Consider the following 22,763-nt stretch of genomic DNA (forward strand, 5'->3'; position numbering starts at 1 on the left):
ACAGTTTATTACGCTTCGTCGCCGAACCAGCAAATATTACGTGCGGCCATGATGAGCTCGCCGGCTTTATCGTCGGTTAAACCTTCGATATCAGCCAGGTCATCAACGCCTTGCTCAGCGAGATCTTCCAGCGTACAAACACCACGGGCAGCCAGCTTGAACGCAATCGCACGATCAAGACCTTCCAGATTCAGCAGGTCATCAGCCGGCTTCTTATCGCCAAGGCTTTCTTCCTGAGCCAGTGCCAGGGTGGTCAGTGCGTTTTTAGCGCGTTCACGCAGGGCTTCAACGGTTGGTTCATCCAGACCGTCAATTTCCAGCAGCTCTTTCATTGGCACATAGGCCAGTTCTTCCAGCGTAGAGAAACCTTCTTCTACCAGAACAGTGGCGAAATCTTCGTCAATATCCAGGTACTTGGTGAAGGTATCGATCGCCGCATGGGCTTCAGCCTGATGCTTAGCCTGCAGGTCATCAACGGTCATGACGTTGAGTTCCCAGCCGCTCAGCTGTGACGCCAGGCGTACGTTCTGACCGTTACGGCCGATTGCCTGCGCCAGGTTGCCCGCTTCAACAGCGATATCCATGGTGTGTTTGTCTTCGTCAACAACGATAGACGCCACATCAGCTGGAGCCATTGCGTTGATCACGAACTGCGCCGGGTTGTCATCCCACAGAACGATATCAATTCGTTCACCGCCCAGCTCAGTAGAAACAGCCTGGACGCGCGCACCGCGCATACCGACGCAAGCACCGACCGGGTCGATACGCTTGTCGTTGGTTTTCACCGCAATTTTCGCACGGGAGCCCGGATCGCGAGCCGCCGCTTTAATCTCAATAACTTCTTCACCGATTTCCGGTACTTCAATACGGAACAGTTCTACCAGCATTTCTGGTTTAGAACGGGTCACGAAGAGCTGTGCACCACGCGCTTCAGGGCGAACGGCGTACAGAACACCGCGAATACGGTCGCCTGGACGGAAGTTTTCACGCGGCAGCATATCTTCACGCAGGATCACGGCTTCAGCGTTACCCGGCAACCCTTCGGATTTGATCTCCAGGGAGATGTTGTCGCGGTTCACTTTCTTCACCACACCGGTGATGATCTCGCCTTCCTGATCGCGGAACTGATCGACAACCAGCGCGCGCTCGGCTTCGCGCACTTTCTGCACGATAACCTGTTTAGCGGTCTGGGTAGTGATACGGTCGAAGGTCACAGATTCAATCTGATCTTCAACGTAGTCACCCACGTTCAGACTTTCGTCTTCAAAACGGGCGGCTTCCAGCGTGATCTCTTTAGTCGGCTGGGTCACTTCTTCAACGATTACCCAACGACGGAATGTATCGAAGTCACCGCTTTTACGATCGATTTCTACGCGAACATCGATCTCTTGTTCGTATTTTTTCTTGGTTGCTGTAGCCAGTGCACTTTCCAGCGCTTCAAAAATCTTCTCACGCGGCAGTGATTTCTCGTTGGAGACGGCTTCAACAACAGCCAAAATTTCTTTGTTCATCGCGGGCTTTTCACCTCAATCCAGACTGTTAAAAGTGGGGAACCAGGTTCGCCTTCTGGATATTACTCAGCGCGAACACTTCATCTTTGCCTTCGACTGTCACCGTGATCATTTCACCATCAACGGCTTTGATAATTCCCTGCCATTTACGGCGGTTCTGTACGGCCATACGCAGAACGAGAGCCACTTCTTCACCGGTAAAGCGCACATAGTGCTCGGCCGTGAACATCGGGCGATCGAGGCCAGGTGAGGAAACTTCCAGGTTGTACGCAACGGTAATTGGGTCTTCAACATCAAGAACCGCACTCACCTGGTGGCTGACATCAGCACAATCATCAACATTGATGCCATCTTCACTATCAATATAGATGCGCAGCGTCGATGTACGGCCGCGAACGAATTCGATGCCGACCAGTTCGTAGCCCAGTGCTTCGACCGGTGCAGTAATCATCTCTGTTAATTTTTGCTCTAATGTGGACAAGCCCACCCCCAAGACATAAAAAAAGGGCGTAAAGCCCAGTTATTCTGTAGTCAGATAACAAAAAACCCCGATAAATCGGGGCTTTAGATAACTGAACCCTATAGCCACAACTGTGGCCTGGAGCACTCTCCGAAAGAATTTTTTCAAATCCAGCTACGAAGGCTCTAAGTCTTCACAGTATATTTGAAAAAGAACTTTATGGGAAAGTGGTTGCGGGGGCCGGATTTGAACCGACGACCTTCGGGTTATGAGCCCGACGAGCTACCAGGCTGCTCCACCCCGCGCCTGAAACGTGGCAAATTCTACGCGTTTTGGACAGAATTTGCAAATAATGCTGGGATTTGGTACCGAAGACGGGACGTAAAATCGGCGTTTAGTATATTGATAGTTGACCCCACCTGTCAAGGCGACTTCCGCCAGATCGATCAGACCAAAATTTTTACAAAAAACGCACGAGTCTCTTCCGGTCTTCGCCAAAAGATGATTAAATGAATACTCACTTATTTTGCATAAAAATGCACAAGAGAGCGAAAGCGGTCTCTAATCAGTCAATCAAGCAGGGTTTTATTCTATGACGACGATTCTCAAGCATCTTCCGGTAGGACAACGTATTGGCATCGCTTTCTCAGGTGGCCTGGATACCAGCGCTGCACTGCTGTGGATGCGCCAGAAGGGAGCGGTTCCGTATGCTTATACTGCGAACCTGGGTCAGCCGGATGAGGACGACTATGATGCTATTCCTCGTCGCGCGAAAGAGTATGGTGCAGAGAACGCGCGCCTGATTGACTGCCGTAAGCAACTGGTCGCGGAAGGTATCGCGGCTATTCAGTGTGGTGCATTCCATAACACCACCGGCGGCCTGACCTATTTCAACACCACTCCGCTGGGCCGTGCGGTGACCGGTACCATGCTGGTTGCGGCGATGAAAGAAGACGGCGTCAACATCTGGGGTGATGGCAGCACCTATAAAGGAAACGATATCGAACGTTTCTATCGTTATGGCCTGCTGACCAACGCCGAACTGCAGATCTACAAACCGTGGCTGGATACCGACTTCATCGACGAGCTGGGTGGTCGTCATGAGATGTCCGAGTTTATGATCGCCTGCGGCTTTGACTATAAGATGTCCGTCGAGAAAGCCTACTCCACCGACTCCAACATGCTGGGTGCGACGCACGAAGCGAAAGACCTGGAATTCCTGAACTCTAGCGTGAAGATCGTTAACCCAATCATGGGCGTGAAGTTCTGGGATGAGAACGTGAAGATCCCGGCAGAAGAAGTGACCGTGCGTTTCGAACGTGGTCATCCGGTTGCGCTGAACGGCAAAACCTTCTCTGATGACGTTGAGCTGATGCTGGAAGCTAACCGTATTGGTGGTCGTCACGGCCTGGGCATGAGCGATCAGATTGAAAACCGTATCATCGAAGCGAAAAGCCGTGGCATCTATGAAGCCCCGGGAATGGCGCTGCTGCATATTGCTTACGAGCGTCTGCTGACTGGTATTCACAACGAAGACACCATTGAGCAGTATCACTCTCATGGCCGTCAGCTGGGTAAACTGCTGTATCAGGGCCGCTGGTTCGATCCTCAGGCACTGATGCTGCGTGATGCCCTGCAGCGTTGGGTGGCAAGCGCGATCACCGGTGAGGTGACCCTGGAACTGCGTCGCGGTAACGACTACTCCATTCTGAATACGGTGTCTGACAACCTGACCTATAAAGCAGAGCGTCTGACCATGGAGAAAGGTGAATCCGTGTTCTCACCGGACGATCGTATTGGTCAGCTGACCATGCGTAATCTGGACATTACCGATACCCGCGAGAAGCTGTTCAACTATGTTGAGAATGGCCTGCTCTCCGCGAATTCCGGTAACGGCCTGCCTCAGGTTGAAAACCTGGAGCATAGCGATAAGAAGTAATCGCTGATGTAGCATGCAAAAGGCGTCCTGGGGACGCCTTTTTTATTTGGACTTTCGTAGGGCGGGTAAGCGCAGCGCCACCCGCCATTTTGCCCGGTGGCGCTGCGCTTACCGGGCCTACAAAACCACACCTCAGAATATGCAGACGAAAAAAAAAGACGTCTTTCGACGTCTTTTTTCTGGAATATTGGTACCGAGGATGGGACTCGAACCCACAAGCCCGTTAGGGCACTACCACCTCAAGGTAGCGTGTCTACCAATTCCACCACCTCGGTACAGAATACTTAGTGCGGGATATCGCTGGTTGGCTTAGCCGGTGCAGCTGGCTGAGTCTGCTCAGTTTTCGCTGGCGCGCTCAGATTTTCCCACTCGCTTCCTTTGCTGGTCTTGTTGCTGTTGATATTGCCAAGCACCAGGCTGATGATGAAGAACAGCGTAGCCAGAATCGCCGTAGTGCGGGTCATGAAGTTCGCAGAACCACTTGAACCGAACAGCGTACCGGAAGCGCCTGCTCCGAAGGAGGCTCCCATATCAGCGCCTTTACCTTGCTGCAGCATAATCAGCGCTACGAGAGCGATGGCTACAATAAGGAAAACAACTAAAAGAGCTTCGTACATAATCAACCTGTTCCTTGCGGATTTGCCGCATACCAATGCTTCGACCAATTAGCAGGATTTCTGTTTCCCACTGAAGCGGGTGTGAATACTAACCAAAGCGAATCACCTTCGCAAGGGCATTTTCGACGCATTGTATCAACTGCGGAAAAAAACAGCAAAAAGCCATTAATTGCTTAAAACAAAGGCGGCAAACGCCGCCTTTTTAAACATTTAGCGTGCAAGATTATGCAGCTTTTACAGCATCCGCAATACGGTGCGCGAATTCGGTTACCTGCGCTTCGTCTTCACCTTCCACCATCACGCGGATCAGCGGTTCAGTGCCGGATTTACGCAGCAGCACGCGTCCACGATTGCCAAGGGCCGCTTCAACGTCAGCCATCACCGCTTTGACGTTCTCATTTTCCAGCGGATCGCCTTTACCGGCAGTAAAGCGTACGTTTACCAGGATCTGTGGGAACATTTTCATGCCGCTGCAAAGGTCGTGCAGGCTCATATGGTTGCGCGCCATAGCAGCAACCACCTGCAGCGCGGCCACAATACCGTCACCGGTGGTGGTTTTGTCGAGCAGGATCACGTGACCTGAATTCTCAGCGCCGATACGCCAGCCCTTCTCCTGCAATTTTTCCAACACATAGCGGTCACCCACTTTTGCGCGAACGAACGGAATACCGAGCTGTTTCAGCGCCAGTTCCAGGCCCATGTTACTCATCAGCGTCCCGACCGCACCGCCGCGCAGCTGACCCTGACGCAGACCTTCACGCGCAATAATGTAGAGGATCTGGTCGCCATCGACCTTGTTACCTTCGTGATCAACCATGATCACGCGGTCACCGTCGCCGTCCAGCGCAATACCCAGATCGGCTTTTTCGGCCAGCACGCGCGCCTGCAGGGCACGAACGTCAGTTGCCCCCACCTGCTCATTAATGTTCAGACCATCCGGCTCGCAGCCAATGGTGATTACTTTCGCACCCAGTTCGCGGAAGACATTTGGGGCGATGTGATAGGTCGCGCCATTCGCACAGTCCACCACAATTTTCAGATGAGCCAGGCTCAGCTCATTCGGGAAGGTACCTTTACAGAATTCGATATAGCGACCCGCCGCATCGACGATACGGTTCGCTTTACCCAGCTCTGCGGAATCAACACAGGTGATCTCTTTTTCCATCTCAGCTTCAATAGCTTCTTCCACGTCATCAGGCAGCTTGGTGCCATCAATGGAGAAGAATTTAATGCCGTTGTCGTAGAACGGGTTGTGAGAAGCTGAAATGACAATCCCCGCTTCCGCACGGAAGGTGCGCGTCAGATACGCGACTGCAGGCGTTGGCATTGGGCCCGTAAAGGAGGCGGACAGTCCCGCAGCCGCCAGACCCGCTTCCAGGGCGGACTCCAGCATATAGCCCGAAATACGGGTGTCTTTACCGATGATAATTTTACGTGAGCCATGACGCGCAAGCACTTTACCAGCAGCCCAGCCGAGCTTCAGGACAAAATCAGGGGTGATGGGAGCATCGCCTACGCGCCCACGGATACCGTCGGTACCAAAATATTTACGATTACTCATAGCGTTTGTTTTCCTTCGCTGCCAGTGTGGCTTCCACCACACGCATGGCTTCTACTGTTTCTTTGACGTCATGGACACGAATAATGTGCGCGCCCTGCATCGCCGCAATCACCGCGCAGGCCAGACTGCCGCTCAGGCGTTCGCCCGGCCCCACGTTCAGCAACTGCCCAATCATCGACTTTCTTGACATCCCTACCAGTAACGGCAGGTCAAAATGATGGAATTCCGATAAGCGCGCAAGCAGCGCATAGTTGTGTGAGAGATTTTTACCGAAACCGAACCCCGGGTCGAGCAGCAATTTCTCTTTTGGGATACCGGCACGTTCACAACGTTCGATATGCTCAATAAAGAAGCGATTTACGTCGGCAAAGACATCGTCATACTTCGGCGCGTCCTGCATAGTTTTTGGTTGGCCCTGCATATGCATCAGGCAAACCGGCAGCCCCGTTTCCGCAGCCGCCTCAATCGCCCCCGGTTCGGTAAGTGAACGGATATCATTGATAATGTGAGCGCCTACTCTCGCCACTTCACGGATCACCTCCGGTTTGGAGGTGTCAACGGAGATCCACACTTCAAACCGCTGTGCGATTGCTTCAACGACCGGCACCACGCGCGCCAGCTCTTCTTCCACAGACACGTCCGCCGCGCCTGGACGCGTCGATTCGCCGCCAACGTCAATGATGGTGGCACCCGCATTAATCATTAAATTCGCGTGCTTAACCGCCTCGATAAGCGTGTTATGCGCACCGCCGTCAGAGAAGGAGTCAGGGGTAACATTCAGGATCCCCATCACGTGGGGATGTGAAAGATCGAGATGCGAGTCCTGAGCGAATAATTTCATGGCGAAATCCCTGGTATCTATATCGTTAAACAGAAATGAAAAACCCCGGAGCAAGCTCCAGGGTTTGAGGTACAGACAAACGCTTCAACAGCAGTGGCTTACTTATCGCCCAACTGTTCTGACATAGTGTTGCCCGGGTTTGGCGTACGCGGTTCATCAACCGGACGCGGCGCACGCGGGGTGCCATTGTTGTCAGAATTATTGGAAGCGCCTGGGTCTTCCCAGCCTGCTGGCGGACGCACTTCACGGCGCGCCATCAGGTCGTCAATCTGCGGTGCATCGATGGTCTCATATTTCATGAGCGCATCTTTCATCGAATGCAGGATGTCCATATTGTCGGTCAGGATCTGGCGTGCACGCGCATAGTTACGCTCTACCAGAGATTTTACTTCCTGGTCGATGATACGTGCCGTCTCATCGGACATATGTTTCGCTTTAGCCACAGAACGGCCCAGGAATACTTCGCCCTCTTCTTCTGCATACAGCAGCGGACCGAGTTTGTCGGAGAAGCCCCACTGAGTCACCATGTTACGCGCCAGGTTTGTCGCCACTTTAATGTCGTTGGACGCACCGGTAGAAACATGTTCCACACCGTAGATAATCTCTTCTGCCAGGCGACCACCGTAGAGGGTAGAAATCTGGCTTTCCAGTTTCTGACGGCTGGCGCTGATCGCATCGCCTTCAGGCAGGAAGAAGGTCACACCCAGCGCACGACCGCGCGGAATAATCGTCACTTTATGCACCGGATCGTGTTCCGGCACGAGGCGACCAATAATCGCATGACCCGCTTCGTGGTATGCCGTGGACTCTTTCTGCGCTTCCGTCATCACCATGGAGCGACGTTCCGCACCCATCATGATTTTGTCTTTCGCTTTCTCGAACTCAACCATCGATACGACGCGCTTGTTACCGCGAGCGGCAAACAGAGCAGCTTCGTTGACCAGGTTAGCCAGATCCGCACCGGAGAAGCCCGGGGTACCGCGCGCAATGATTGCCGCATCGATATCTGGCGCCAGCGGCACGCGACGCATGTGAACTTTCAGAATCTGTTCACGACCGCGAACGTCCGGCAGACCCACAACAACCTGACGGTCGAAACGGCCTGGACGCAGCAGCGCAGGGTCAAGTACGTCCGGACGGTTAGTCGCCGCGATAACGATGATACCTTCGTTACCTTCGAAGCCGTCCATCTCAACCAGCATCTGGTTCAGCGTCTGTTCACGTTCATCGTGACCACCGCCCAGACCTGCGCCACGCTGGCGGCCTACGGCGTCGATTTCATCGATGAAGATAATGCACGGTGCTGCCTTCTTGGCCTGCTCGAACATGTCACGCACACGAGATGCACCGACACCCACGAACATTTCTACGAAGTCAGAACCTGAAATAGTAAAGAACGGCACCTTCGCTTCACCCGCGATGGCTTTCGCCAGCAGGGTTTTACCGGTACCCGGAGGGCCAACCATCAGCACCCCTTTCGGGATCTTACCGCCCAGCTTCTGGAAACGGCTCGGTTCACGCAGGTATTCAACCAGTTCACCGACCTCTTCTTTCGCTTCGTCACAACCGGCGACGTCAGCGAACGTGGTCTTGATCTGGTCTTCCGTTAGCATACGTGCCTTGCTCTTACCGAACGACATGGCACCTTTGCCACCGCCGCCCTGCATCTGGCGCATAAAGAAGATCCAGACGCCGATAAGAAGCAGCATCGGGAACCAGGAAATGAAGATAGAAGCCAGCAGGCTTGGTTCTTCTGGCGGCTCACCTACCACCTTGACGTTTTTGGTCAGAAGGTTATCAAGCAGCTTAGGATCGTTCACCGGGATGTAAGTCGTGTAACGGTTACTATCTTTCTTGGTAACGTTGATCTCACGTCCGTTGATACGCGCTTCGCGAACCTGGTCCTGATTGACCTCCTGCAGGAAGGTAGAATAATCCACCTTGCGGCCATTCGACTCGCTGGGCCCAAAGCTCTGGAATACTGACATCAGCACAACGGCAATGACCAGCCAGAGTATTAGGTTTTTCGCCATGTCACTCAAGGGATTAACCTCATATTACAACTGTGTTAAAAACAGCGTCAGGATACTCTATATCCAGTTTCATTCAAACTTTCGCATGAAATCTACCGGTTATCATTTTCGCCCGGTCGCTACAATATACACTTCTCGGGAACGGGCCCGGGAAGAGTCCGGCTTACGAACTTTAACCTTCGCAAACAGGGAGCGAATTTCCTTAAGATACTCCTCGAAACCTTCGCCCTGAAACACCTTCACAACAAAACTACCACCAGGCGCTAGTACATCACGACACATTTCTAACGCTAGCTCCACCAGATACATGGCGCGGGGGATATCCACCGCCGGTGTTCCGCACATATTTGGTGCCATATCTGACATGACAACCTGGACCTTACTGTCACCTACACGATCAAGTAACGCTTTCAGCACTAATTCATCACGAAAGTCGCCCTGAAGGAAGTCGACACCGACGATGGGATCCATTGGTAAAAGATCGCACGCGATGATTCGGCCCGTTCCGCCGATCTGCGTTACCGCATACTGGGACCATCCGCCAGGTGCCGCACCGAGGTCTACAACCGTCATCCCCGGCTTAAAAAGTTTGTCACTTTGCTGTATTTCATCAAGTTTAAACCAGGCACGGGAACGCAACCCCTTTTTCTGTGCCTGTTGAACATATTTATCGCTAAAGTGTTCCTGAAGCCAGCGGCTGGAGCTGGCAGAACGCTTTTTACCTGTCATTTAACATTTCCGTCCTGGTTCATCGTTACCTGCCTGTGACGTAAATTTCTACGCAGCTATTTGGCGATATAAGGGAGATGGCGGTAGAATGAACCGTTTTCAATCCCAACGTAAGCAAAAATATACGATGAATCTGAGTACTAAACAAAAACAGCACCTTAAAGGTCTGGCACATCCGCTCAAGCCTGTAGTGATGCTTGGCAACAATGGTTTGACCGAAGGGGTGCTTGCCGAGATTGAACAAGCGCTGGAACACCACGAGCTGATCAAGGTGAAAATCGCCTCTGAAGACAGAGACACTAAAAACCTGATCGTGGAAGCCATCGTGCGCGAAACCGGCGCCTGTAATGTACAGGTCATCGGTAAAACGCTGGTGCTCTACCGCCCATCTAAAGAGCGTAAAATCTCGCTGCCACGCTAAGGATATCCTGAATTAAACACATTTTCTGTGTGAAACGAGGGATTTCTGTCAGCAGGCGAGCAAAATGCCATGCTCCTTGAGTTGATAAAAGGCCGCTACGCGGCCTTTTTCTTTTCTTTACAATGTATCAACATCTTAGTAGAGAAGCGAATTACAGGTATTCAACCTTAATAATTTCGTATTCCACTTCACCGCCAGGAGTGCGGATGGTGACAACATCGTCCTGCTCTTTGCCAATCAGGCCGCGAGCAATCGGAGAGTTCACTGAAATCAGGTTCTGTTTGAAGTCTGCTTCATCATCACCCACGATGCGATAGGTCTGCTCTTCGTCGTTGTCCAGGTTCAGCACGGTCACAGTTGAACCAAAGATCACACGCCCGTTGTTAGGCATTTTGGTGATATCGATAACCTGTGCATTGGACAGTTTTGCTTCGATATCTTTAATACGCCCTTCACAGAAGCCCTGCTGCTCACGCGCGGCGTGGTATTCAGCGTTCTCTTTCAGGTCGCCATGCTCGCGCGCATCCGCGATAGCGGCGATGATTTCAGGACGACGCACGGATTTCAGGAAATCCAGCTCTTCGCGCAGTTTTTCGGCACCACGTAAGGTCATCGGAATAGCTTGCATTTGTTATACCTCTTAAACATTCCTGTTGGGAGCAGTGTTCCCTGCTCCTGCCCACCTAAGCGGGCAAGAAGCAAAAAGAAAACCGACCCGGGAGCAATGCCCCAGGTCAGCAGCAATTTTTCAATTTGATATGCATTTTACCGCGAAGTTCACTATGGGTCATCGTTTACTTTGCAGTGCTATGCACCGTAGTATGACGGTTTGTTTTCGGGTTGTTAGCGCGAGATTATGCGATTTTCCAGATTTATCATCGGATTGACTACCAGTTTAACGTTCACTGCCCAGGCCGCGAATGTTGATGAGTACATTAATCAGCTCCCCGCAGGCGCGAACCTTGCCCTGATGGTGCAGAAGGTTGGCGCACAGGCTCCCGAGATTGACTATCACAGTCAACAGATGGCGCTGCCTGCCAGTACCCAAAAGGTGATCACTGCCCTCGCCGCCTTGCTCCAGCTCGGTCCTGACTTCCGTTTTACAACCACACTCGAGACCAAAGGTAACGTCGAGGGTGGCGAACTGAAAGGCGATCTTATCGCCCGTTTTGGCGGCGATCCGACCTTTAAGCGCCAGGATATCCGCAATATGGTTGCGGTACTGAAAAAATCTGGCGTGCAGAAAATTGATGGCAATGTGCTGATTGACACGTCCATCTTTGCCAGCCACGATAAAGCCCCTGGCTGGCCGTGGAACGACATGACCCAGTGCTTTAGCGCCCCACCCGCCGCCGCGATTGTTGATCGTAACTGCTTCTCGGTTTCACTTTACAGCGCGCCAAAGCCAGATGATTTAGCATTTATCCGCATAGCATCCTACTACCCGGTCACCATGTTTAGCCAGGTTCGCACGCTGGCGAAAGGTTCCCCGGATGCGCAATATTGTGAGCTGGACGTCGTGCCTGGCGATCTTAACCGCTTCACCCTTACCGGCTGCCTGACGCAGCGCGCCGACCCACTGCCCCTGGCCTTTGCGGTACAGGATGGGGCAAGCTATGCGGGTGCCATTCTGAAAGATGAACTGAAGCAAGCGGGCATAACTTATACCGGCACGCTGCTTCGTCAGACACAGGTCAACCAGCCCGGCACGGTCATCGCCAGCAAACAGTCTCCTCCGCTGCACGATTTACTGCGAATCATGCTGAAAAAGTCGGACAACATGATTGCCGATACGGTGTTTCGCATGATTGGTCACGCGCGTTTCGGCGTGCCGGGAACCTGGCGCGCGGGTTCAGACGCGGTTCGGCAGATCCTGCGCCAGCAGGCCGGGATCGATCTGGGTAATACCATCGCCGTGGATGGCTCCGGACTATCGCGTCATAATTTGATCTCTCCGGCCACGATGATGCAGGTGCTTCAGTACATTGCACAGCACGACACTGAGCTAAACTTTATTTCAATGCTGCCGCTGGCCGGGCATGACGGTTCTCTGCAGTACCGTGCCGGGCTTCACGCTGCCGGTGTGGATGGTAAAGTCTCCGCGAAAACAGGCTCACTGCAGGGGGTTTACAACCTTGCAGGCTTCATCACTACCGCCAGCGGACAACGCATGGCATTCGTGCAGTATCTTTCCGGCTATGCCGTCGAACCGACCGACCAGCGCAATCGTCGTATTCCGCTTGTTCGCTTCGAAAGCAGGCTTTATAAGGACATCTATCAGAATAACTAGCGATGAAACTACTCATAGTTGAAGACGATCTGTTATTGCAGGAGGGGCTGGCGCTAGGTCTGGCCAATGAAGGGTACGCCCTCGACTGTGCTGGCACCGCAGCGGAGGCGGACTCTCTGATTCAGAGCGGCGAATACAGTCTGGTGATCCTCGATTTGGGCTTGCCTGATAAAGACGGCGCCACGCTGCTCGGCCAGTGGCGACGTCGCGGCATCGCCAACCCGGTATTGATCCTGACGGCACGAGATGCCCTTGAAGACCGTATCGCTGGCCTCGATGCAGGCGCTGATGATTACCTGGTGAAGCCTTTTGCGCTCGCGGAGCTGCAGGCTCGGGTGCGAGCGTTGATTCGCCGCTATCAGGGCCATAGTGATAACTTACTGACCGACGGCGATATTACGCTGAATCTGCAAACCCAGCAGGTGCTACGCCAGGATCAGGCCGTAGAGGTGACGCCAAAAGAGTTCGCCTTGCTTACGCGTCTGATCATGCGGAGCGGGCAAACGGTACACAGAGAAACGCTCCAGCAGGATATTTACTCCTGGCAGGACGATCCCGGCTCAAATACCCTTGAGGTCCACATCCATAACCTGCGGCGTAAACTCGGCAAAGACAGGATCAAAACCGTTCGCGGCGTCGGCTATCGTCTGGAGAGCCAGAAATGAACAGCATGCGTCGGCGTTTGATGGTGCTGCTGGCGGTGATTCTCCTGTTTTTCCAGCTGATAAGCGTTATCTGGCTATGGCATGAAAGCCGTGAACAGATTGGTTTTCTGGTCAACGAAACGCTGTCAGCAAAAGCGCGCAATAATCACGTTGAGAAAGAGATCCGTGAAGCGATTGCCTCGCTGCTGGTTCCTTCCCTGGTGATGGTCGGCTTTACCCTGCTCTTCTCCTTCTGGGCTGTCACCTGGATAACCCGACCGCTGAATAAACTCCGCGACAGTCTCGCTAACCGTTCGGCCGATAACTTAACCCCGCTTCCTATGTATTCCGACATGGAAGAAATTGGCGCGGTGACGACCTCCCTGAACCAGCTATTGGCACGACTGGATAGCACCATTCAGCAGGAGCGTCTCTTCACCGCAGACGCCGCACACGAGCTGAGAACGCCTCTGGCCGGCATCCGGCTCCATCTTGAGCTCATGGCGCAGTCAGGCGCGCCACAGGCCGCGACGTTAATTAGCCGTATCGATCAGCTCATGCATACCGTCGAACAGCTGCTAATGCTGGCCCGTGCCGGACAGGCAATGGCGAGCGGGCACTACGAAACCGTGAACTGGACGGAAAATATCATTGAACCTCTCGGCCTGGGGCATGAAGCCAAAGAGCATACGGTGATTTGGCCCGCTAAAAGCGCGCTCACGGTTCAGGGAGATGCCGTGCTCCTGCGCCTGATGCTGCGCAACCTGCTGGAGAATGCAGGGCGCTACAGCCCGCCGGGGACAACGATTATAGTGACATTAACCGAGGTCGACGGGGGGACGCAGATCAGCGTTATCGATCAGGGTCCAGGGATTGATGAAGCGCACCGAGTGTCAATCACCGAGCCATTCCGCCGTCTTGACCAGCGCTACGGAGGGAGCGGTCTGGGCCTGAGTATCGTGCAGCGCATCGTCCAGCTACACCACGGCAGGCTGACCCTTGAAAATGGCGCTGAAGGCGGTTTAATCGCCAGCTGCTGGCTGCCCACAACGCTTCAATAAAAAAGCCCCCATAATGGGGGCTTTGAACAGATATTAGTGCTTGTAGATGAACTCGACGCCTTCTTCGTCGTCTTCATCCCAGTCATCGTCCCAGTCTTCATCGTCTTCTTCCGCTTCCAGCTCTTCGAGCTGCTGACGGTGGTAGTCATCCCACATGAATTCGACTTTTTCAGGCTGTTTGACTTCTTCCGCCTGAACAATTGGGTTCTCAATGATGAATGTCATCACATCCCAGCATAGATCTTTCACGCCAACCTGGCTTGCCGCAGAGATCAGGTAGTACTTATCTTCCCAACCCATCGCTTCAGCAATGGCTTTCGCTTTTGCTTCCGCTTCGGTTTTGTCCATCAGGTCGATCTTGTTGAAGACCAGCCAGCGTGGTTTATTCGCCAGTTTTTCGCTGTATTTTTCCAGCTCGCCCACGATGATACGGGCGTTTTCAACCGGATCGGAACCGTCGATAGGATCGATATCGATAAGGTGCAGCAGTACGCGGCAGCGCTCAAGGTGCTTCAGGAAGCGAATCCCCAGACCGGCCCCTTCCGCGGCGCCTTCAATCAGACCCGGGATATCGGCAACCACGAAGCTCTTCTCGTTATCCATACGGACAACACCCAGGCTTGGTACCAGCGTGGTAAACGGATAGTCTGCCACTTTTGGCTTGGCCGCAGAGACGGCGCGAATGAACGTCGATTTACCGGCGTTTGGCATACCCAGCATGCCCACGTCAGCCAGAAGCATCAGCTCCAGCTGCAGGTCGCGCTTATCGCCCGGCGTACCCATCGTTTTCTGACGCGGCGTACGGTTAACGGAAGATTTGAAACGGCTGTTACCCAGACCGTGCCAGCCGCCTTTCGCCACCATCAGGCGCTGACCGTGTTTGGTCATGTCACCCATGGTTTCACCGGTCCCCTGGTCAATCACGCGCGTACCGACCGGAACTTTAATGGTGACGTCTTTACCGCGTTTCCCGGTACAGTCACGGCTCTGGCCGTTTTGGCCACGTTCAGCGCGGAAGGATTTTTCGAAACGGTAGTCGATCAGCGTGTTGAGGTTCTCATCCGCCTCCAGCCACACGTCACCACCATCCCCGCCGTCGCCGCCGTCAGGACCGCCACGTGGGATATACTTTTCACGGCGGAAGCTCACGCAACCGTTGCCGCCATCACCAGCCACGACCAGGATCGTCGCTTCATCAACAAACTTCATTTTACTCTCCGTAACTCATTCGCCTGAGCGGGGGACTACTACAACCGCTTCATTTTTGCGCCAACGTCCCCAAAGACGATGACCAATGGCGGAATACATCGCGCCCGCAACCACGACAAACGCACCGAGATAACCCAACAGGTTGAGCATCGGTCTGACGAAGACATCGGGCCAGGCCATTGATAACAAATCTGAAAATAACAGCGTAAACAGCGGAGTAAGCGTAATTAACGCGCTCACCTGTGCTGCCTGCCAGCGCGCCATCGCTTCGGCCAGCGCGCCATAGCCGACCAGCGTGTTCAGCCCACAAAAAATGAGGCACGCCAGTTGCCAGTCGCTAAGCTGAGAAATCACTCCCGGCTTTGCTAATGGCAGCAACGCTATTGTACACAAAGTGTACAGCAAAAAGAGGATCTGCTGTGAGGCAAGACGACGCAATAACACCTTTTGTGCGACGCCATAGCTCACCCAGACCGTTGCTGCCCCCACACCGAAAATTACACCCCATGTGTAATCCGTCAGGCGAGTGAAAATCTCAATCAGACTGGTGTTGAAGAACATCACCAGACCGCATAGCAGCATGCTCGCCCCGATAATCTGCGTACCACGCATCTTTTCCTTGAGGATAAAGACGCTGGCGATCATCATGCCAACCGGTGAAAGCTGACCTATCACCTGCGACGCCGTGGGGCTGAGATATTGCAGGGAAGAGCTGAACAGGATGAAGTTACCGAACAGACCGCCCGTCGCGATAGCCAGCAATACCAGCCAGCGCGGTTTACGGAAGAGCCGCAAGGGTGGAAGCTTACCTTTGATAGCCAGAATAGCCCCGAGGCCGATGCTTGCCATCAGAAAGCGATAAAAAACCACCGTAGGCGGCTCCATCACTTCCAGTACCTGCTTCATTGCAATTGGCAGCGCACCCCAGCACATTGCGGTAGTGAGCGCCAAAAGAATACCAATGCCGGCCTGCTGCTTCATGCCCGTTTTCCCTACAGAAAAAATTACCGGGTTTCCAATGTAAAAAGCCCCGCAACAGGTTGCGGGGCTTTAATCCGTTACCGGACCGAGAAAACCTTACTCAGCAACTATGCTGATGTATTTACGGTTGTTCGGGCCTTTAACTTCAAATTTCACTTTACCGTCTGCCTTAGCAAACAGAGTGTGGTCACGACCGCAACCTACGTTGTTGCCAGCGTGGAATTTGGTACCACGTTGACGAACGATGATGCTACCCGCCAGAACGGATTCGCCACCGAAACGCTTAACGCCCAGGCGTTTAGCTTCTGAATCGCGACCGTTACGTGTGGAGCCGCCAGCCTTTTTATGTGCCATTTAAATCTCTCCTCAGGTCTTAGGCGCTGATGCCAGTAATTTTCACATCAGTGAACCACTGACGGTGGCCCTGCTGCTTACGGTAGTGCTTACGACGACGAAACTTAACGATTTTAACTTTCTCGCCACGACCGTGTGCAACAACTTCAGCTTTGATAACGCCGCCATCAACGAAAGGAACGCCGATTTTGACTTCTTCACCGTTTGCGATCATCAGAACTTCAGCGAACTCAACAGATTCGCCAGTTGCGATGTCCAGCTTTTCCAGGCGAACGGTCTGACCTTCGCTTACTCGGTGTTGTTTACCACCACTTTGGAAAACCGCGTACATATAAACTCCGCTTCCGCGCACGTCCTCGTATGAATCAGAGTGCGCTATAAATATTCACAATAGGGCGCGAATATTACGCAAAACGCGAGCCTTTGACAAGTGCTACCGTCAATACATGAAGAAAAAAAACACAACACGTACGGTAACGTTTATCTGAGCCGTTTTTTCAGTACAATCAGCACTACTATTGATAAACCGAAACCCTTCGTTACCCCATTGAAGATGGGATCAACAGGATAAAAAGCCCGGCTTTTGCGATGAATTTAGAAAAAATCAACGAGTTAACCGCGCAAGATATGGCGGGTGTGAATGCAGCAATCCTGGAGCAACTCAACTCTGACGTTCAACTGATCAATCAGTTGGGTTATTACATCGTCAGCGGCGGCGGTAAACGCATTCGTCCGATGATTGCCATTCTGGCTGCCAGAGCCGTTGGCTATCAGGGAAATGCCCACATTACTATCGCAGCGCTCATCGAATTTATCCACACGGCGACGCTTCTGCATGACGATGTGGTGGATGAATCGGATATGCGTCGTGGCAAAGCCACGGCAAACGCCGCTTTCGGGAACGCAGCCAGCGTCCTGGTGGGGGATTTTATTTATACCCGCGCCTTCCAGATGATGACCAGTCTGGGCTCCCTTAAAGTGCTGGAAGTAATGTCCGAAGCCGTAAACGTCATTGCTGAAGGTGAAGTGCTGCAGCTTATGAACGTGAACGACCCTGACATCACCGAAGAAAACTACATGCGCGTCATCTACAGCAAAACCGCGCGCCTGTTTGAAGCGGCGGCCCAGTGTTCCGGCATTCTGGCTGACTGTACCGAAGCACAGGAAAAGGGCCTGCAGGACTATGGCCGCTATCTGGGTACGGCATTCCAGCTGATCGATGATTTACTGGACTACAGTGCGGACGGCGAGACGCTCGGCAAAAACGTGGGCGATGACCTGAACGAAGGCAAACCGACCCTGCCGCTGCTGCATGCAATGCGGAACGGAACAGCCGACCAGGCGAAAATGATCCGCGAAGCGATTGAGCAGGGAAATGGTCGCCATCTTCTGGAACCTGTACTGGAAACCATGGCTATCTGCGGATCGCTGGAATGGACGCGTCAGCGTGCGGAAGAAGAAGCCGACAAAGCCATCGAAGCGCTTCAGGTTATTCCAGACAGTCCGTGGCGCGAGGCACTGATTGGTCTTGCCCACATCGCCGTCCAGCGCGACCGTTAATCCCCTTGTATCTCCCCGCAGCGATAGCGGGGAGTTCCTGTACACGCCTGTAAATTCCGTGTTCATGTAAATTCATCGGTTTAGAGACCGCATGAATAAAGCCGTGTCTTATTCTGAATATCCCATCAAGTAACGCGAACTTTTTAGAACAAGAAGTTGAAATGGGTATAGTAAACCCCGTCGTTTCAGAAGAAACGGCGTAGGTGAATCCGAACTTAAGGACAGCGTTATGGATACGAAATTTATCGACTGGCACACGGCTGATATTATTGCCGCACTGCGCAAAAAAGGCACTTCACTGGCAGCAGAGTCCCGCCGCCATGGACTGAGTTCTTCAACTCTGGCAAACGCCCTCACCCGCCCCTGGCCCAAAGGAGAATTAATTATCGCAACGGCGCTGGATACGCATCCGTGGGTGATTTGGCCTTCACGCTACCACGATCCCATTACCCATGAATTTATCGACAGATCGCGCATGATTCGCCAGAGAAGAGTAAAAAGAGAACCGCAGGAATAACGCGTTTTTTGACAGGAACAGCAACCCCCCGGTCATTTCTGGCAGGGGGCTGCCGGAACGATTACTCGCCCTTCACACGCTCGATGTTGGCACCCAGCGCGCGCAGTTTATCTTCGATACGCTCATAGCCACGATCGATGTGATAGATACGATCCACAATCGTTGTACCTTCCGCGATACAACCCGCCAGCACCAGGCTTGCAGACGCACGCAGATCGGTTGCCATCACCTGAGCGCCGGACAGCGTCTCAACGCCATGGCAAATCACGGTATTACTTTCGATCTCAGCACGTGCACCCATACGGATCAGCTCCGGTACGTGCATAAAGCGGTTCTCGAAAATGGTTTCTGTGATGAAGCCAGTACCCTCGGCGACCAGGTTCAGCAGGGTGAACTGCGCCTGCATGTCAGTTGGGAAAGCCGGGTGTGGCGCCGTACGCACATTGACTGCTTTTGGACGCTGGCCATGCATATCGAGGCTGATCCAGTCTTCACCGACTTCAATATCCGCACCCGCATCGCGCAGTTTCGCCAGCACCGCATCCAGGGTATCTGGCTGCGCGTTGCGACAAACAATCTTACCGCCAGAAATCGCCGCTGCGACCAGGAATGTACCGGTTTCGATACGGTCCGGCAGAACGCGATAGACACCACCGCCCAGACGCTCAACGCCTTCGATGGTGATACGGTCGGTACCCTGGCCGGAGATCTTCGCACCCAGCGCCACGAGGAAGTTGGCGGTATCCACAATCTCCGGTTCACGCGCGGCGTTTTCGATGATGGTGGTGCCTTCTGCCAGCGTCGCCGCAGACATAATGGTGACCGTTGCGCCCACGCTCACTTTGTCCATGACAATGTGCGCGCCTTTCAGACGACCATTAACGGACGCTTTAACGTAACCTTCTTCCAGCTTGATCTCTGCGCCCAGTTTTTCCAGACCAAAGATGTGCAGGTCAACCGGACGCGCACCGATGGCGCAACCGCCCGGCAGAGAAACCTGACCCTGACCAAAACGCGCCACCAGCGGGCCAAGCGCCCAGATGGATGCACGCATGGTTTTCACCAGATCGTAAGGTGCTGAGAAGTTGTTCACCTTGCTGGCGTCGATCCAGACGGAACCGTTACGCTCAACTTTCGTGCCCAGCTGGGTGAGCAGCTTCATGGTGGTGTCGATATCTTTCAGCTTCGGTACGTTCTGAATTTCTACCGGCTCTTCAGCCAGCAGCGCAGCAAAGAGGATTGGCAGCGCGGCGTTTTTCGCGCCAGAAATTGTGACTTCGCCCTGGAGACGCGTTGGCCCCTGTACACGAAATTTATCCATTGTGTGCTCTCTTATAAATTCAACCGTGCTGCGGGCCTGTCGCCCTCAGCTCAAAAACCGTTTAGTTTGCGATCGCGTGCCCACTCTTGCGGGGTGAACGCTTTAATCGACAGGGCGTGGATGCGGTTATCCGCAATATATTCCATCAGCGGCGCGTACACAGCCTGCTGTTTCTTCACGCGGCTCATACCGTCGAACATCTCACCCACAGCAATAACCTGGAAGTGACTGCCATCGCCAGTGACGTGGGCTTCCTGAAGGGAGAGTGCATTCATCAGCACTGTCTGGATTTCATGATTTTCCATGGGTTCTTAATCATCTGATAGTGAAAACAAGCCCAACATCTTAGAGCAAAGTGGCGTTGTCTTAAACAAGCAAAAAGCCCTGACGATGAAACTGTCAGGGCTTTCGGAAGTAACGCACTGAAAATATTAACGAGGCAATACGTCCTGAGGAAGATTGTAGAGCTGAGCAAGGGTCACGACATTCTCGCTCGCGCCGCGAAGCGTGACGCTAGCCCCCTGCTTTTTCCCTACAGCAATCAGATGGGCAAGCAGCGCAACCCCGGCCGTATCCACCCGCGTGACCTCGGTTAAGTCGATAAGCGTCACGCCCTGCATAGCCTCATGGCGTTTATCCCATAAGGGGTTGAGCAGATCCTGATCCAGCTCACCGGACAGCTTTAACGTCTCGCCTTCACGCGACCAGCTGAGTTGCTGTGACATTACTTCTTCTCGTCCAGCGTGATTTTCTGACGAGCAATGGACTGCAGCTGAGCGGTCAGGCCATCAATGCCTTTGGTGCGCAGCAGATCGCTCCATTCGTTCTGTTTGGTGGTGATCATGCTTACGCCTTCGGCGATCATGTCATACGCCTGCCAGTGACCGGTCTGGCTGTTTTTACGCCACTGGAAATCCAGACGAACCGGCGGACGACCGTTAGGATCGTTGATCGTCACACGGATAGGGACGATGGTCGCATCGCCCAGCGGCTGCTCGGGCGCAATCTGATAGGTCTGACCGTGGTACATCGCCAGCGCCTGGCCATAGGCCTGTTTCAGGTATTCACGGAACGCGGCAAAGTAGGCCTCACGCTGCGCAGGAGTCGCGTCTTTGTAATAGCGGCCCAGCACCAGCGCACCCGCATATTTGATCTGCACGTACGGCAGCAGCTCCTGGTCAACCACGTCACGCAGGTAATCAGGATTAGAACGAATCTTAGGCTGTTCGTTTTTAAGACGGTCGAATGTCTTCTTCGCCGCTTCGTCCATCAGTTTGTACGGGTTACTCTGATCCGCCGCGTGCACCGCGGTGAGAGGGGCGATGACCAGCATGGCAACCATTAACAGTCGTTTAAACATGAATGACTTCTCCTGATATTAATTCGCAGCACCTGGGGTCGGCGCGGCATTGGTATGGTCTTCGCTCTGCGCAGGGGCAGCGTCAGATTTTTTGCCATCTCCTTTACTGTTGTAAAGGAACTGACCAATCATATCCTCCAGCACCATCGCGGATTTCGTATCCTGAATGACGCTACCGTCTTTAAGGATAGTCGTTCCCAGCTCGGGATCTTCAAAGCCAACGTTAAGCGCCAGATATTGTTCGCCCAGCAGACCGGAAGTCCGGATAGACAGGGAGCTGGTGTCCGGAATGTGGTTGTAACGCTCTTCGATATCCATCGCGACGCGAGGCAGATAGGTCTTCTCATCCAGCGTAATGTCGGATACGCGCCCGATCACCACGCCGCCGATACGGACCGGTGAACGCGCCTTCAGCCCGCCGATGTTATCGAAGGTGGCATAGATGCGATACGTCGGTTCTGTGCGCACAGACGTGATATCCGCCGCTCTCAGGCAGATAAACAGTGCGGCTAGCAGCGCCAGCAGCAGGAATACACCGACCCAAATTTCATTTTTTCTCGTTTGCATGAACTCAATTCCCAAACATCAGTGCGGTGAGCACAAAATCCAGACCCAGTACGGCCAGCGACGAATGAACGACTGTACGTGTAGTTGCGCGGCTAATGCCCGCCGACGTCGGGATGGCATCGTAACCATTGAACAATGCAATCCAGGTGACCGTAATGGCAAATACCACGCTTTTAATCAGGCAGTTAACCAGATCCATTCGCAGGTCAATGGCGTCCTGCATCGCGGACCAGAAGAAACCGGCATCGATGCCTTTCCAGTGCACGCCAACCAGCGAGCCGCCCCAGATACCCACGGCGACAAACAGAATAGTCAGTAACGGTAAAGAGATCACCCCAGCCCAGAAACGCGGCGAGATCACGCGACGCAGCGGATCGACCGCCATCATCTCCATGCTGGAAAGCTGCTCGGTCGCGCGCATCAGGCCAATTTCAGCTGTTAATGCCGACCCCGCGCGCCCGGCGAAAAGCAGCGCCGCCACAACGGGCCCCAGCTCGCGCAGCAGCGAGAGCGCCACCAGCATCCCGAGGCTAGTTTCCGCACTGTAGGTTGTCAGAACAAGATAGCCCTGCAGCCCAAGCACCATACCGATAAACAGACCGGAGACAATGATGATGAGCATCGACAGCACTCCGACATTATAAAGCTGGCGCACCAATAGCGGCGCGTGCTTACGGAATTCCGGCCTGCCAACCAGGGCGTTGAATAACATCAATCCGGCACGCCCGAACGTCCTGATGGTTTTTATGCCACGGTGTCCGAGAGCGGCCAACGCATTTAACAGCAT

General features: G+C 53.5%; 25 protein-coding genes and 2 tRNA genes. 7 read left to right on the forward strand and 20 right to left on the reverse strand.

Annotated features, from left to right (window positions below; all coding sequences use genetic code 11):
- Positions 1 to 8: 8 nt before the first annotated feature.
- The 3 genes from nusA to FOY93_RS19780 all read right to left on the reverse strand — a co-directional run bounded on the left by nusA (position 9) and on the right by FOY93_RS19780 (position 2,276).
- Positions 9 to 1,511 carry a transcription termination factor NusA gene (gene nusA / locus FOY93_RS19770; protein ID WP_136195032.1) on the reverse strand — a complete coding sequence of 501 codons (1,503 nt, stop codon included), beginning with the start codon at positions 1,509 to 1,511 and terminating at the stop codon, positions 9 to 11.
- A gap of 28 nt (positions 1,512 to 1,539) precedes the next feature.
- The gene (gene rimP / locus FOY93_RS19775; protein WP_014833432.1) at positions 1,540 to 1,992 is read right to left on the reverse strand and encodes a ribosome maturation factor RimP; all 453 of its coding nucleotides are present in this window, start codon (positions 1,990 to 1,992) and stop codon (positions 1,540 to 1,542) included.
- A gap of 207 nt (positions 1,993 to 2,199) precedes the next feature.
- Positions 2,200 to 2,276, reverse strand: a tRNA-Met gene (locus tag FOY93_RS19780).
- A 287-nt stretch (positions 2,277 to 2,563) separates the two neighbouring features.
- Between FOY93_RS19780 and argG the strand changes: the two genes are divergently transcribed.
- Positions 2,564 to 3,910: an argininosuccinate synthase gene (gene argG, locus FOY93_RS19785; RefSeq protein ID WP_023294661.1), complete on the forward strand. Its 1,347-nt coding sequence runs from the start codon at positions 2,564 to 2,566 to the stop codon at positions 3,908 to 3,910.
- Positions 3,911 to 4,098: 188 nt separating this feature from the next.
- Here the strand turns inward: argG and FOY93_RS19790 are convergent.
- The 6 genes from FOY93_RS19790 to rlmE form a co-directional block, all read right to left on the reverse strand.
- Positions 4,099 to 4,185, reverse strand: a tRNA-Leu gene (locus tag FOY93_RS19790).
- 9 nt (positions 4,186 to 4,194) lie between these two features.
- The gene (secG, locus tag FOY93_RS19795; RefSeq protein ID WP_023309338.1) at positions 4,195 to 4,527 is read right to left on the reverse strand and encodes a preprotein translocase subunit SecG; all 333 of its coding nucleotides are present in this window, start codon (positions 4,525 to 4,527) and stop codon (positions 4,195 to 4,197) included.
- Between the two features lie 223 nt (positions 4,528 to 4,750).
- On the reverse strand, positions 4,751 to 6,088 hold the full coding sequence (gene glmM, locus FOY93_RS19800) for a phosphoglucosamine mutase (RefSeq protein ID WP_023309339.1): 1,338 nt from the start codon (positions 6,086 to 6,088) through the stop codon (positions 4,751 to 4,753).
- Positions 6,081 to 6,929, reverse strand: coding sequence for a dihydropteroate synthase (folP, locus tag FOY93_RS19805; protein WP_133295205.1), 849 nt, complete (start codon positions 6,927 to 6,929; stop codon positions 6,081 to 6,083). Before folP ends, glmM begins: the two co-directional genes overlap by 8 nt.
- A gap of 98 nt (positions 6,930 to 7,027) precedes the next feature.
- Complete coding sequence (ftsH, locus tag FOY93_RS19810) at positions 7,028 to 8,962, reverse strand: ATP-dependent zinc metalloprotease FtsH (protein WP_029739626.1); 1,935 nt, start codon at positions 8,960 to 8,962, stop codon at positions 7,028 to 7,030.
- Between the two features lie 102 nt (positions 8,963 to 9,064).
- The gene (gene rlmE, locus FOY93_RS19815; protein ID WP_003861812.1) at positions 9,065 to 9,691 is read right to left on the reverse strand and encodes a 23S rRNA (uridine(2552)-2'-O)-methyltransferase RlmE; all 627 of its coding nucleotides are present in this window, start codon (positions 9,689 to 9,691) and stop codon (positions 9,065 to 9,067) included.
- Between the two features lie 127 nt (positions 9,692 to 9,818).
- Here rlmE and yhbY point away from each other — a divergent pair, with 127 nt between their 5' ends.
- Positions 9,819 to 10,112, forward strand: a complete 294-nt coding sequence (gene yhbY / locus FOY93_RS19820; protein WP_003861814.1) for a ribosome assembly RNA-binding protein YhbY — start codon at positions 9,819 to 9,821, stop codon at positions 10,110 to 10,112.
- Between the two features lie 151 nt (positions 10,113 to 10,263).
- Here yhbY and greA read toward each other — a convergent pair whose 3' ends face one another.
- The gene (gene greA / locus FOY93_RS19825) at positions 10,264 to 10,740 is read right to left on the reverse strand and encodes a transcription elongation factor GreA (protein WP_014171793.1); all 477 of its coding nucleotides are present in this window, start codon (positions 10,738 to 10,740) and stop codon (positions 10,264 to 10,266) included.
- Between the two features lie 228 nt (positions 10,741 to 10,968).
- Here greA and dacB point away from each other — a divergent pair, with 228 nt between their 5' ends.
- The 3 genes from dacB to pmrB are packed head-to-tail and all read left to right on the forward strand — an operon-like array spanning position 10,969 to position 14,107.
- On the forward strand, positions 10,969 to 12,402 hold the full coding sequence (gene dacB / locus FOY93_RS19830) for a serine-type D-Ala-D-Ala carboxypeptidase (RefSeq protein ID WP_133295206.1): 1,434 nt from the start codon (positions 10,969 to 10,971) through the stop codon (positions 12,400 to 12,402).
- A 2-nt stretch (positions 12,403 to 12,404) separates the two neighbouring features.
- Positions 12,405 to 13,067: a two-component system response regulator PmrA gene (gene pmrA / locus FOY93_RS19835; RefSeq protein ID WP_115876349.1), complete on the forward strand. Its 663-nt coding sequence runs from the start codon at positions 12,405 to 12,407 to the stop codon at positions 13,065 to 13,067.
- Entirely contained in the window at positions 13,064 to 14,107 is a 1,044-nt protein-coding gene (pmrB, locus tag FOY93_RS19840; RefSeq protein ID WP_133295207.1) for a two-component system sensor histidine kinase PmrB, read from the forward strand. Before pmrA ends, pmrB begins: the two co-directional genes overlap by 4 nt.
- 33 nt (positions 14,108 to 14,140) lie before the next feature.
- Here pmrB and cgtA read toward each other — a convergent pair whose 3' ends face one another.
- The 4 genes from cgtA to rplU form a co-directional block, all read right to left on the reverse strand.
- Positions 14,141 to 15,316, reverse strand: coding sequence for an Obg family GTPase CgtA (gene cgtA / locus FOY93_RS19845; RefSeq protein WP_115876351.1), 1,176 nt, complete (start codon positions 15,314 to 15,316; stop codon positions 14,141 to 14,143).
- Positions 15,317 to 15,331: 15 nt separating this feature from the next.
- Positions 15,332 to 16,297 (reverse strand): DMT family transporter, encoded by a 966-nt coding sequence (locus FOY93_RS19850; protein WP_111964967.1) that lies wholly within the window; start codon positions 16,295 to 16,297, stop codon positions 15,332 to 15,334.
- A 96-nt stretch (positions 16,298 to 16,393) separates the two neighbouring features.
- Entirely contained in the window at positions 16,394 to 16,651 is a 258-nt protein-coding gene (gene rpmA, locus FOY93_RS19855; RefSeq protein WP_004385076.1) for a 50S ribosomal protein L27, read from the reverse strand.
- Positions 16,652 to 16,670: 19 nt separating this feature from the next.
- Positions 16,671 to 16,982 carry a 50S ribosomal protein L21 gene (gene rplU, locus FOY93_RS19860; RefSeq protein WP_003025032.1) on the reverse strand — a complete coding sequence of 104 codons (312 nt, stop codon included), beginning with the start codon at positions 16,980 to 16,982 and terminating at the stop codon, positions 16,671 to 16,673.
- A 257-nt stretch (positions 16,983 to 17,239) separates the two neighbouring features.
- Between rplU and ispB the strand changes: the two genes are divergently transcribed.
- Positions 17,240 to 18,211: an octaprenyl diphosphate synthase gene (ispB, locus tag FOY93_RS19865; RefSeq protein WP_024906360.1), complete on the forward strand. Its 972-nt coding sequence runs from the start codon at positions 17,240 to 17,242 to the stop codon at positions 18,209 to 18,211.
- 229 nt (positions 18,212 to 18,440) lie between these two features.
- Entirely contained in the window at positions 18,441 to 18,728 is a 288-nt protein-coding gene (sfsB, locus tag FOY93_RS19870) for a DNA-binding transcriptional regulator SfsB (RefSeq protein ID WP_111964968.1), read from the forward strand.
- A 61-nt stretch (positions 18,729 to 18,789) separates the two neighbouring features.
- On the opposite strand, the gene murA is transcribed toward sfsB, so the two are convergent.
- The 6 genes from murA to mlaE all read right to left on the reverse strand — a co-directional run bounded on the left by murA (position 18,790) and on the right by mlaE (position 22,763).
- On the reverse strand, positions 18,790 to 20,049 hold the full coding sequence (murA, locus tag FOY93_RS19875; protein ID WP_115876352.1) for a UDP-N-acetylglucosamine 1-carboxyvinyltransferase: 1,260 nt from the start codon (positions 20,047 to 20,049) through the stop codon (positions 18,790 to 18,792).
- Between the two features lie 50 nt (positions 20,050 to 20,099).
- Entirely contained in the window at positions 20,100 to 20,354 is a 255-nt protein-coding gene (gene ibaG / locus FOY93_RS19880; protein ID WP_008501458.1) for a BolA family iron metabolism protein IbaG, read from the reverse strand.
- A 126-nt stretch (positions 20,355 to 20,480) separates the two neighbouring features.
- Complete coding sequence (gene mlaB / locus FOY93_RS19885; RefSeq protein ID WP_115876353.1) at positions 20,481 to 20,774, reverse strand: lipid asymmetry maintenance protein MlaB; 294 nt, start codon at positions 20,772 to 20,774, stop codon at positions 20,481 to 20,483.
- On the reverse strand, positions 20,774 to 21,409 hold the full coding sequence (mlaC, locus tag FOY93_RS19890; protein WP_133295209.1) for a phospholipid-binding protein MlaC: 636 nt from the start codon (positions 21,407 to 21,409) through the stop codon (positions 20,774 to 20,776). Before mlaC ends, mlaB begins: the two co-directional genes overlap by 1 nt.
- 18 nt (positions 21,410 to 21,427) lie before the next feature.
- Complete coding sequence (gene mlaD, locus FOY93_RS19895; protein WP_143345583.1) at positions 21,428 to 21,976, reverse strand: outer membrane lipid asymmetry maintenance protein MlaD; 549 nt, start codon at positions 21,974 to 21,976, stop codon at positions 21,428 to 21,430.
- 4 nt (positions 21,977 to 21,980) lie between these two features.
- Positions 21,981 to 22,763 (reverse strand): lipid asymmetry maintenance ABC transporter permease subunit MlaE, encoded by a 783-nt coding sequence (gene mlaE / locus FOY93_RS19900; protein WP_115876354.1) that lies wholly within the window; start codon positions 22,761 to 22,763, stop codon positions 21,981 to 21,983.

The sequence above is a fragment of the Enterobacter sp. 18A13 genome, assembly GCF_007035975.1.
GTDB classification, from domain to species: domain Bacteria; phylum Pseudomonadota; class Gammaproteobacteria; order Enterobacterales; family Enterobacteriaceae; genus Enterobacter; species Enterobacter vonholyi.

Bases quoted from the DNA above. Each gene is read 5' to 3' on its own strand.
- nusA (WP_136195032.1), bottom strand. From the start codon at position 1,511: ATGAACAAAGAAATTTTGGCTGTTGTTGAAGCCGTCTCCAACGAGAAA.
- argG (WP_023294661.1), top strand. From the start codon at position 2,564: ATGACGACGATTCTCAAGCATCTTCCGGTAGGACAACGTATTGGCATC.
- secG (WP_023309338.1), bottom strand. From the start codon at position 4,527: ATGTACGAAGCTCTTTTAGTTGTTTTCCTTATTGTAGCCATCGCTCTC.
- glmM (WP_023309339.1), bottom strand. From the start codon at position 6,088: ATGAGTAATCGTAAATATTTTGGTACCGACGGTATCCGTGGGCGCGTA.
- folP (WP_133295205.1), bottom strand. From the start codon at position 6,929: ATGAAATTATTCGCTCAGGACTCGCATCTCGATCTTTCACATCCCCAC.
- ftsH (WP_029739626.1), bottom strand. From the start codon at position 8,962: ATGGCGAAAAACCTAATACTCTGGCTGGTCATTGCCGTTGTGCTGATG.
- rlmE (WP_003861812.1), bottom strand. From the start codon at position 9,691: ATGACAGGTAAAAAGCGTTCTGCCAGCTCCAGCCGCTGGCTTCAGGAA.
- yhbY (WP_003861814.1), top strand. From the start codon at position 9,819: ATGAATCTGAGTACTAAACAAAAACAGCACCTTAAAGGTCTGGCACAT.
- greA (WP_014171793.1), bottom strand. From the start codon at position 10,740: ATGCAAGCTATTCCGATGACCTTACGTGGTGCCGAAAAACTGCGCGAA.
- dacB (WP_133295206.1), top strand. From the start codon at position 10,969: ATGCGATTTTCCAGATTTATCATCGGATTGACTACCAGTTTAACGTTC.
- pmrA (WP_115876349.1), top strand. From the start codon at position 12,405: ATGAAACTACTCATAGTTGAAGACGATCTGTTATTGCAGGAGGGGCTG.
- pmrB (WP_133295207.1), top strand. From the start codon at position 13,064: ATGAACAGCATGCGTCGGCGTTTGATGGTGCTGCTGGCGGTGATTCTC.
- cgtA (WP_115876351.1), bottom strand. From the start codon at position 15,316: ATGAAGTTTGTTGATGAAGCGACGATCCTGGTCGTGGCTGGTGATGGC.
- FOY93_RS19850 (WP_111964967.1), bottom strand. From the start codon at position 16,297: ATGAAGCAGCAGGCCGGCATTGGTATTCTTTTGGCGCTCACTACCGCA.
- rpmA (WP_004385076.1), bottom strand. From the start codon at position 16,651: ATGGCACATAAAAAGGCTGGCGGCTCCACACGTAACGGTCGCGATTCA.
- rplU (WP_003025032.1), bottom strand. From the start codon at position 16,982: ATGTACGCGGTTTTCCAAAGTGGTGGTAAACAACACCGAGTAAGCGAA.
- ispB (WP_024906360.1), top strand. From the start codon at position 17,240: ATGAATTTAGAAAAAATCAACGAGTTAACCGCGCAAGATATGGCGGGT.
- sfsB (WP_111964968.1), top strand. From the start codon at position 18,441: ATGGATACGAAATTTATCGACTGGCACACGGCTGATATTATTGCCGCA.
- murA (WP_115876352.1), bottom strand. From the start codon at position 20,049: ATGGATAAATTTCGTGTACAGGGGCCAACGCGTCTCCAGGGCGAAGTC.
- ibaG (WP_008501458.1), bottom strand. From the start codon at position 20,354: ATGGAAAATCATGAAATCCAGACAGTGCTGATGAATGCACTCTCCCTT.
- mlaB (WP_115876353.1), bottom strand. From the start codon at position 20,774: ATGTCACAGCAACTCAGCTGGTCGCGTGAAGGCGAGACGTTAAAGCTG.
- mlaC (WP_133295209.1), bottom strand. From the start codon at position 21,409: ATGTTTAAACGACTGTTAATGGTTGCCATGCTGGTCATCGCCCCTCTC.
- mlaD (WP_143345583.1), bottom strand. From the start codon at position 21,976: ATGCAAACGAGAAAAAATGAAATTTGGGTCGGTGTATTCCTGCTGCTG.
- mlaE (WP_115876354.1), bottom strand. From the start codon at position 22,763: ATGCTGTTAAATGCGTTGGCCGCTCTCGGACACCGTGGCATAAAAACC.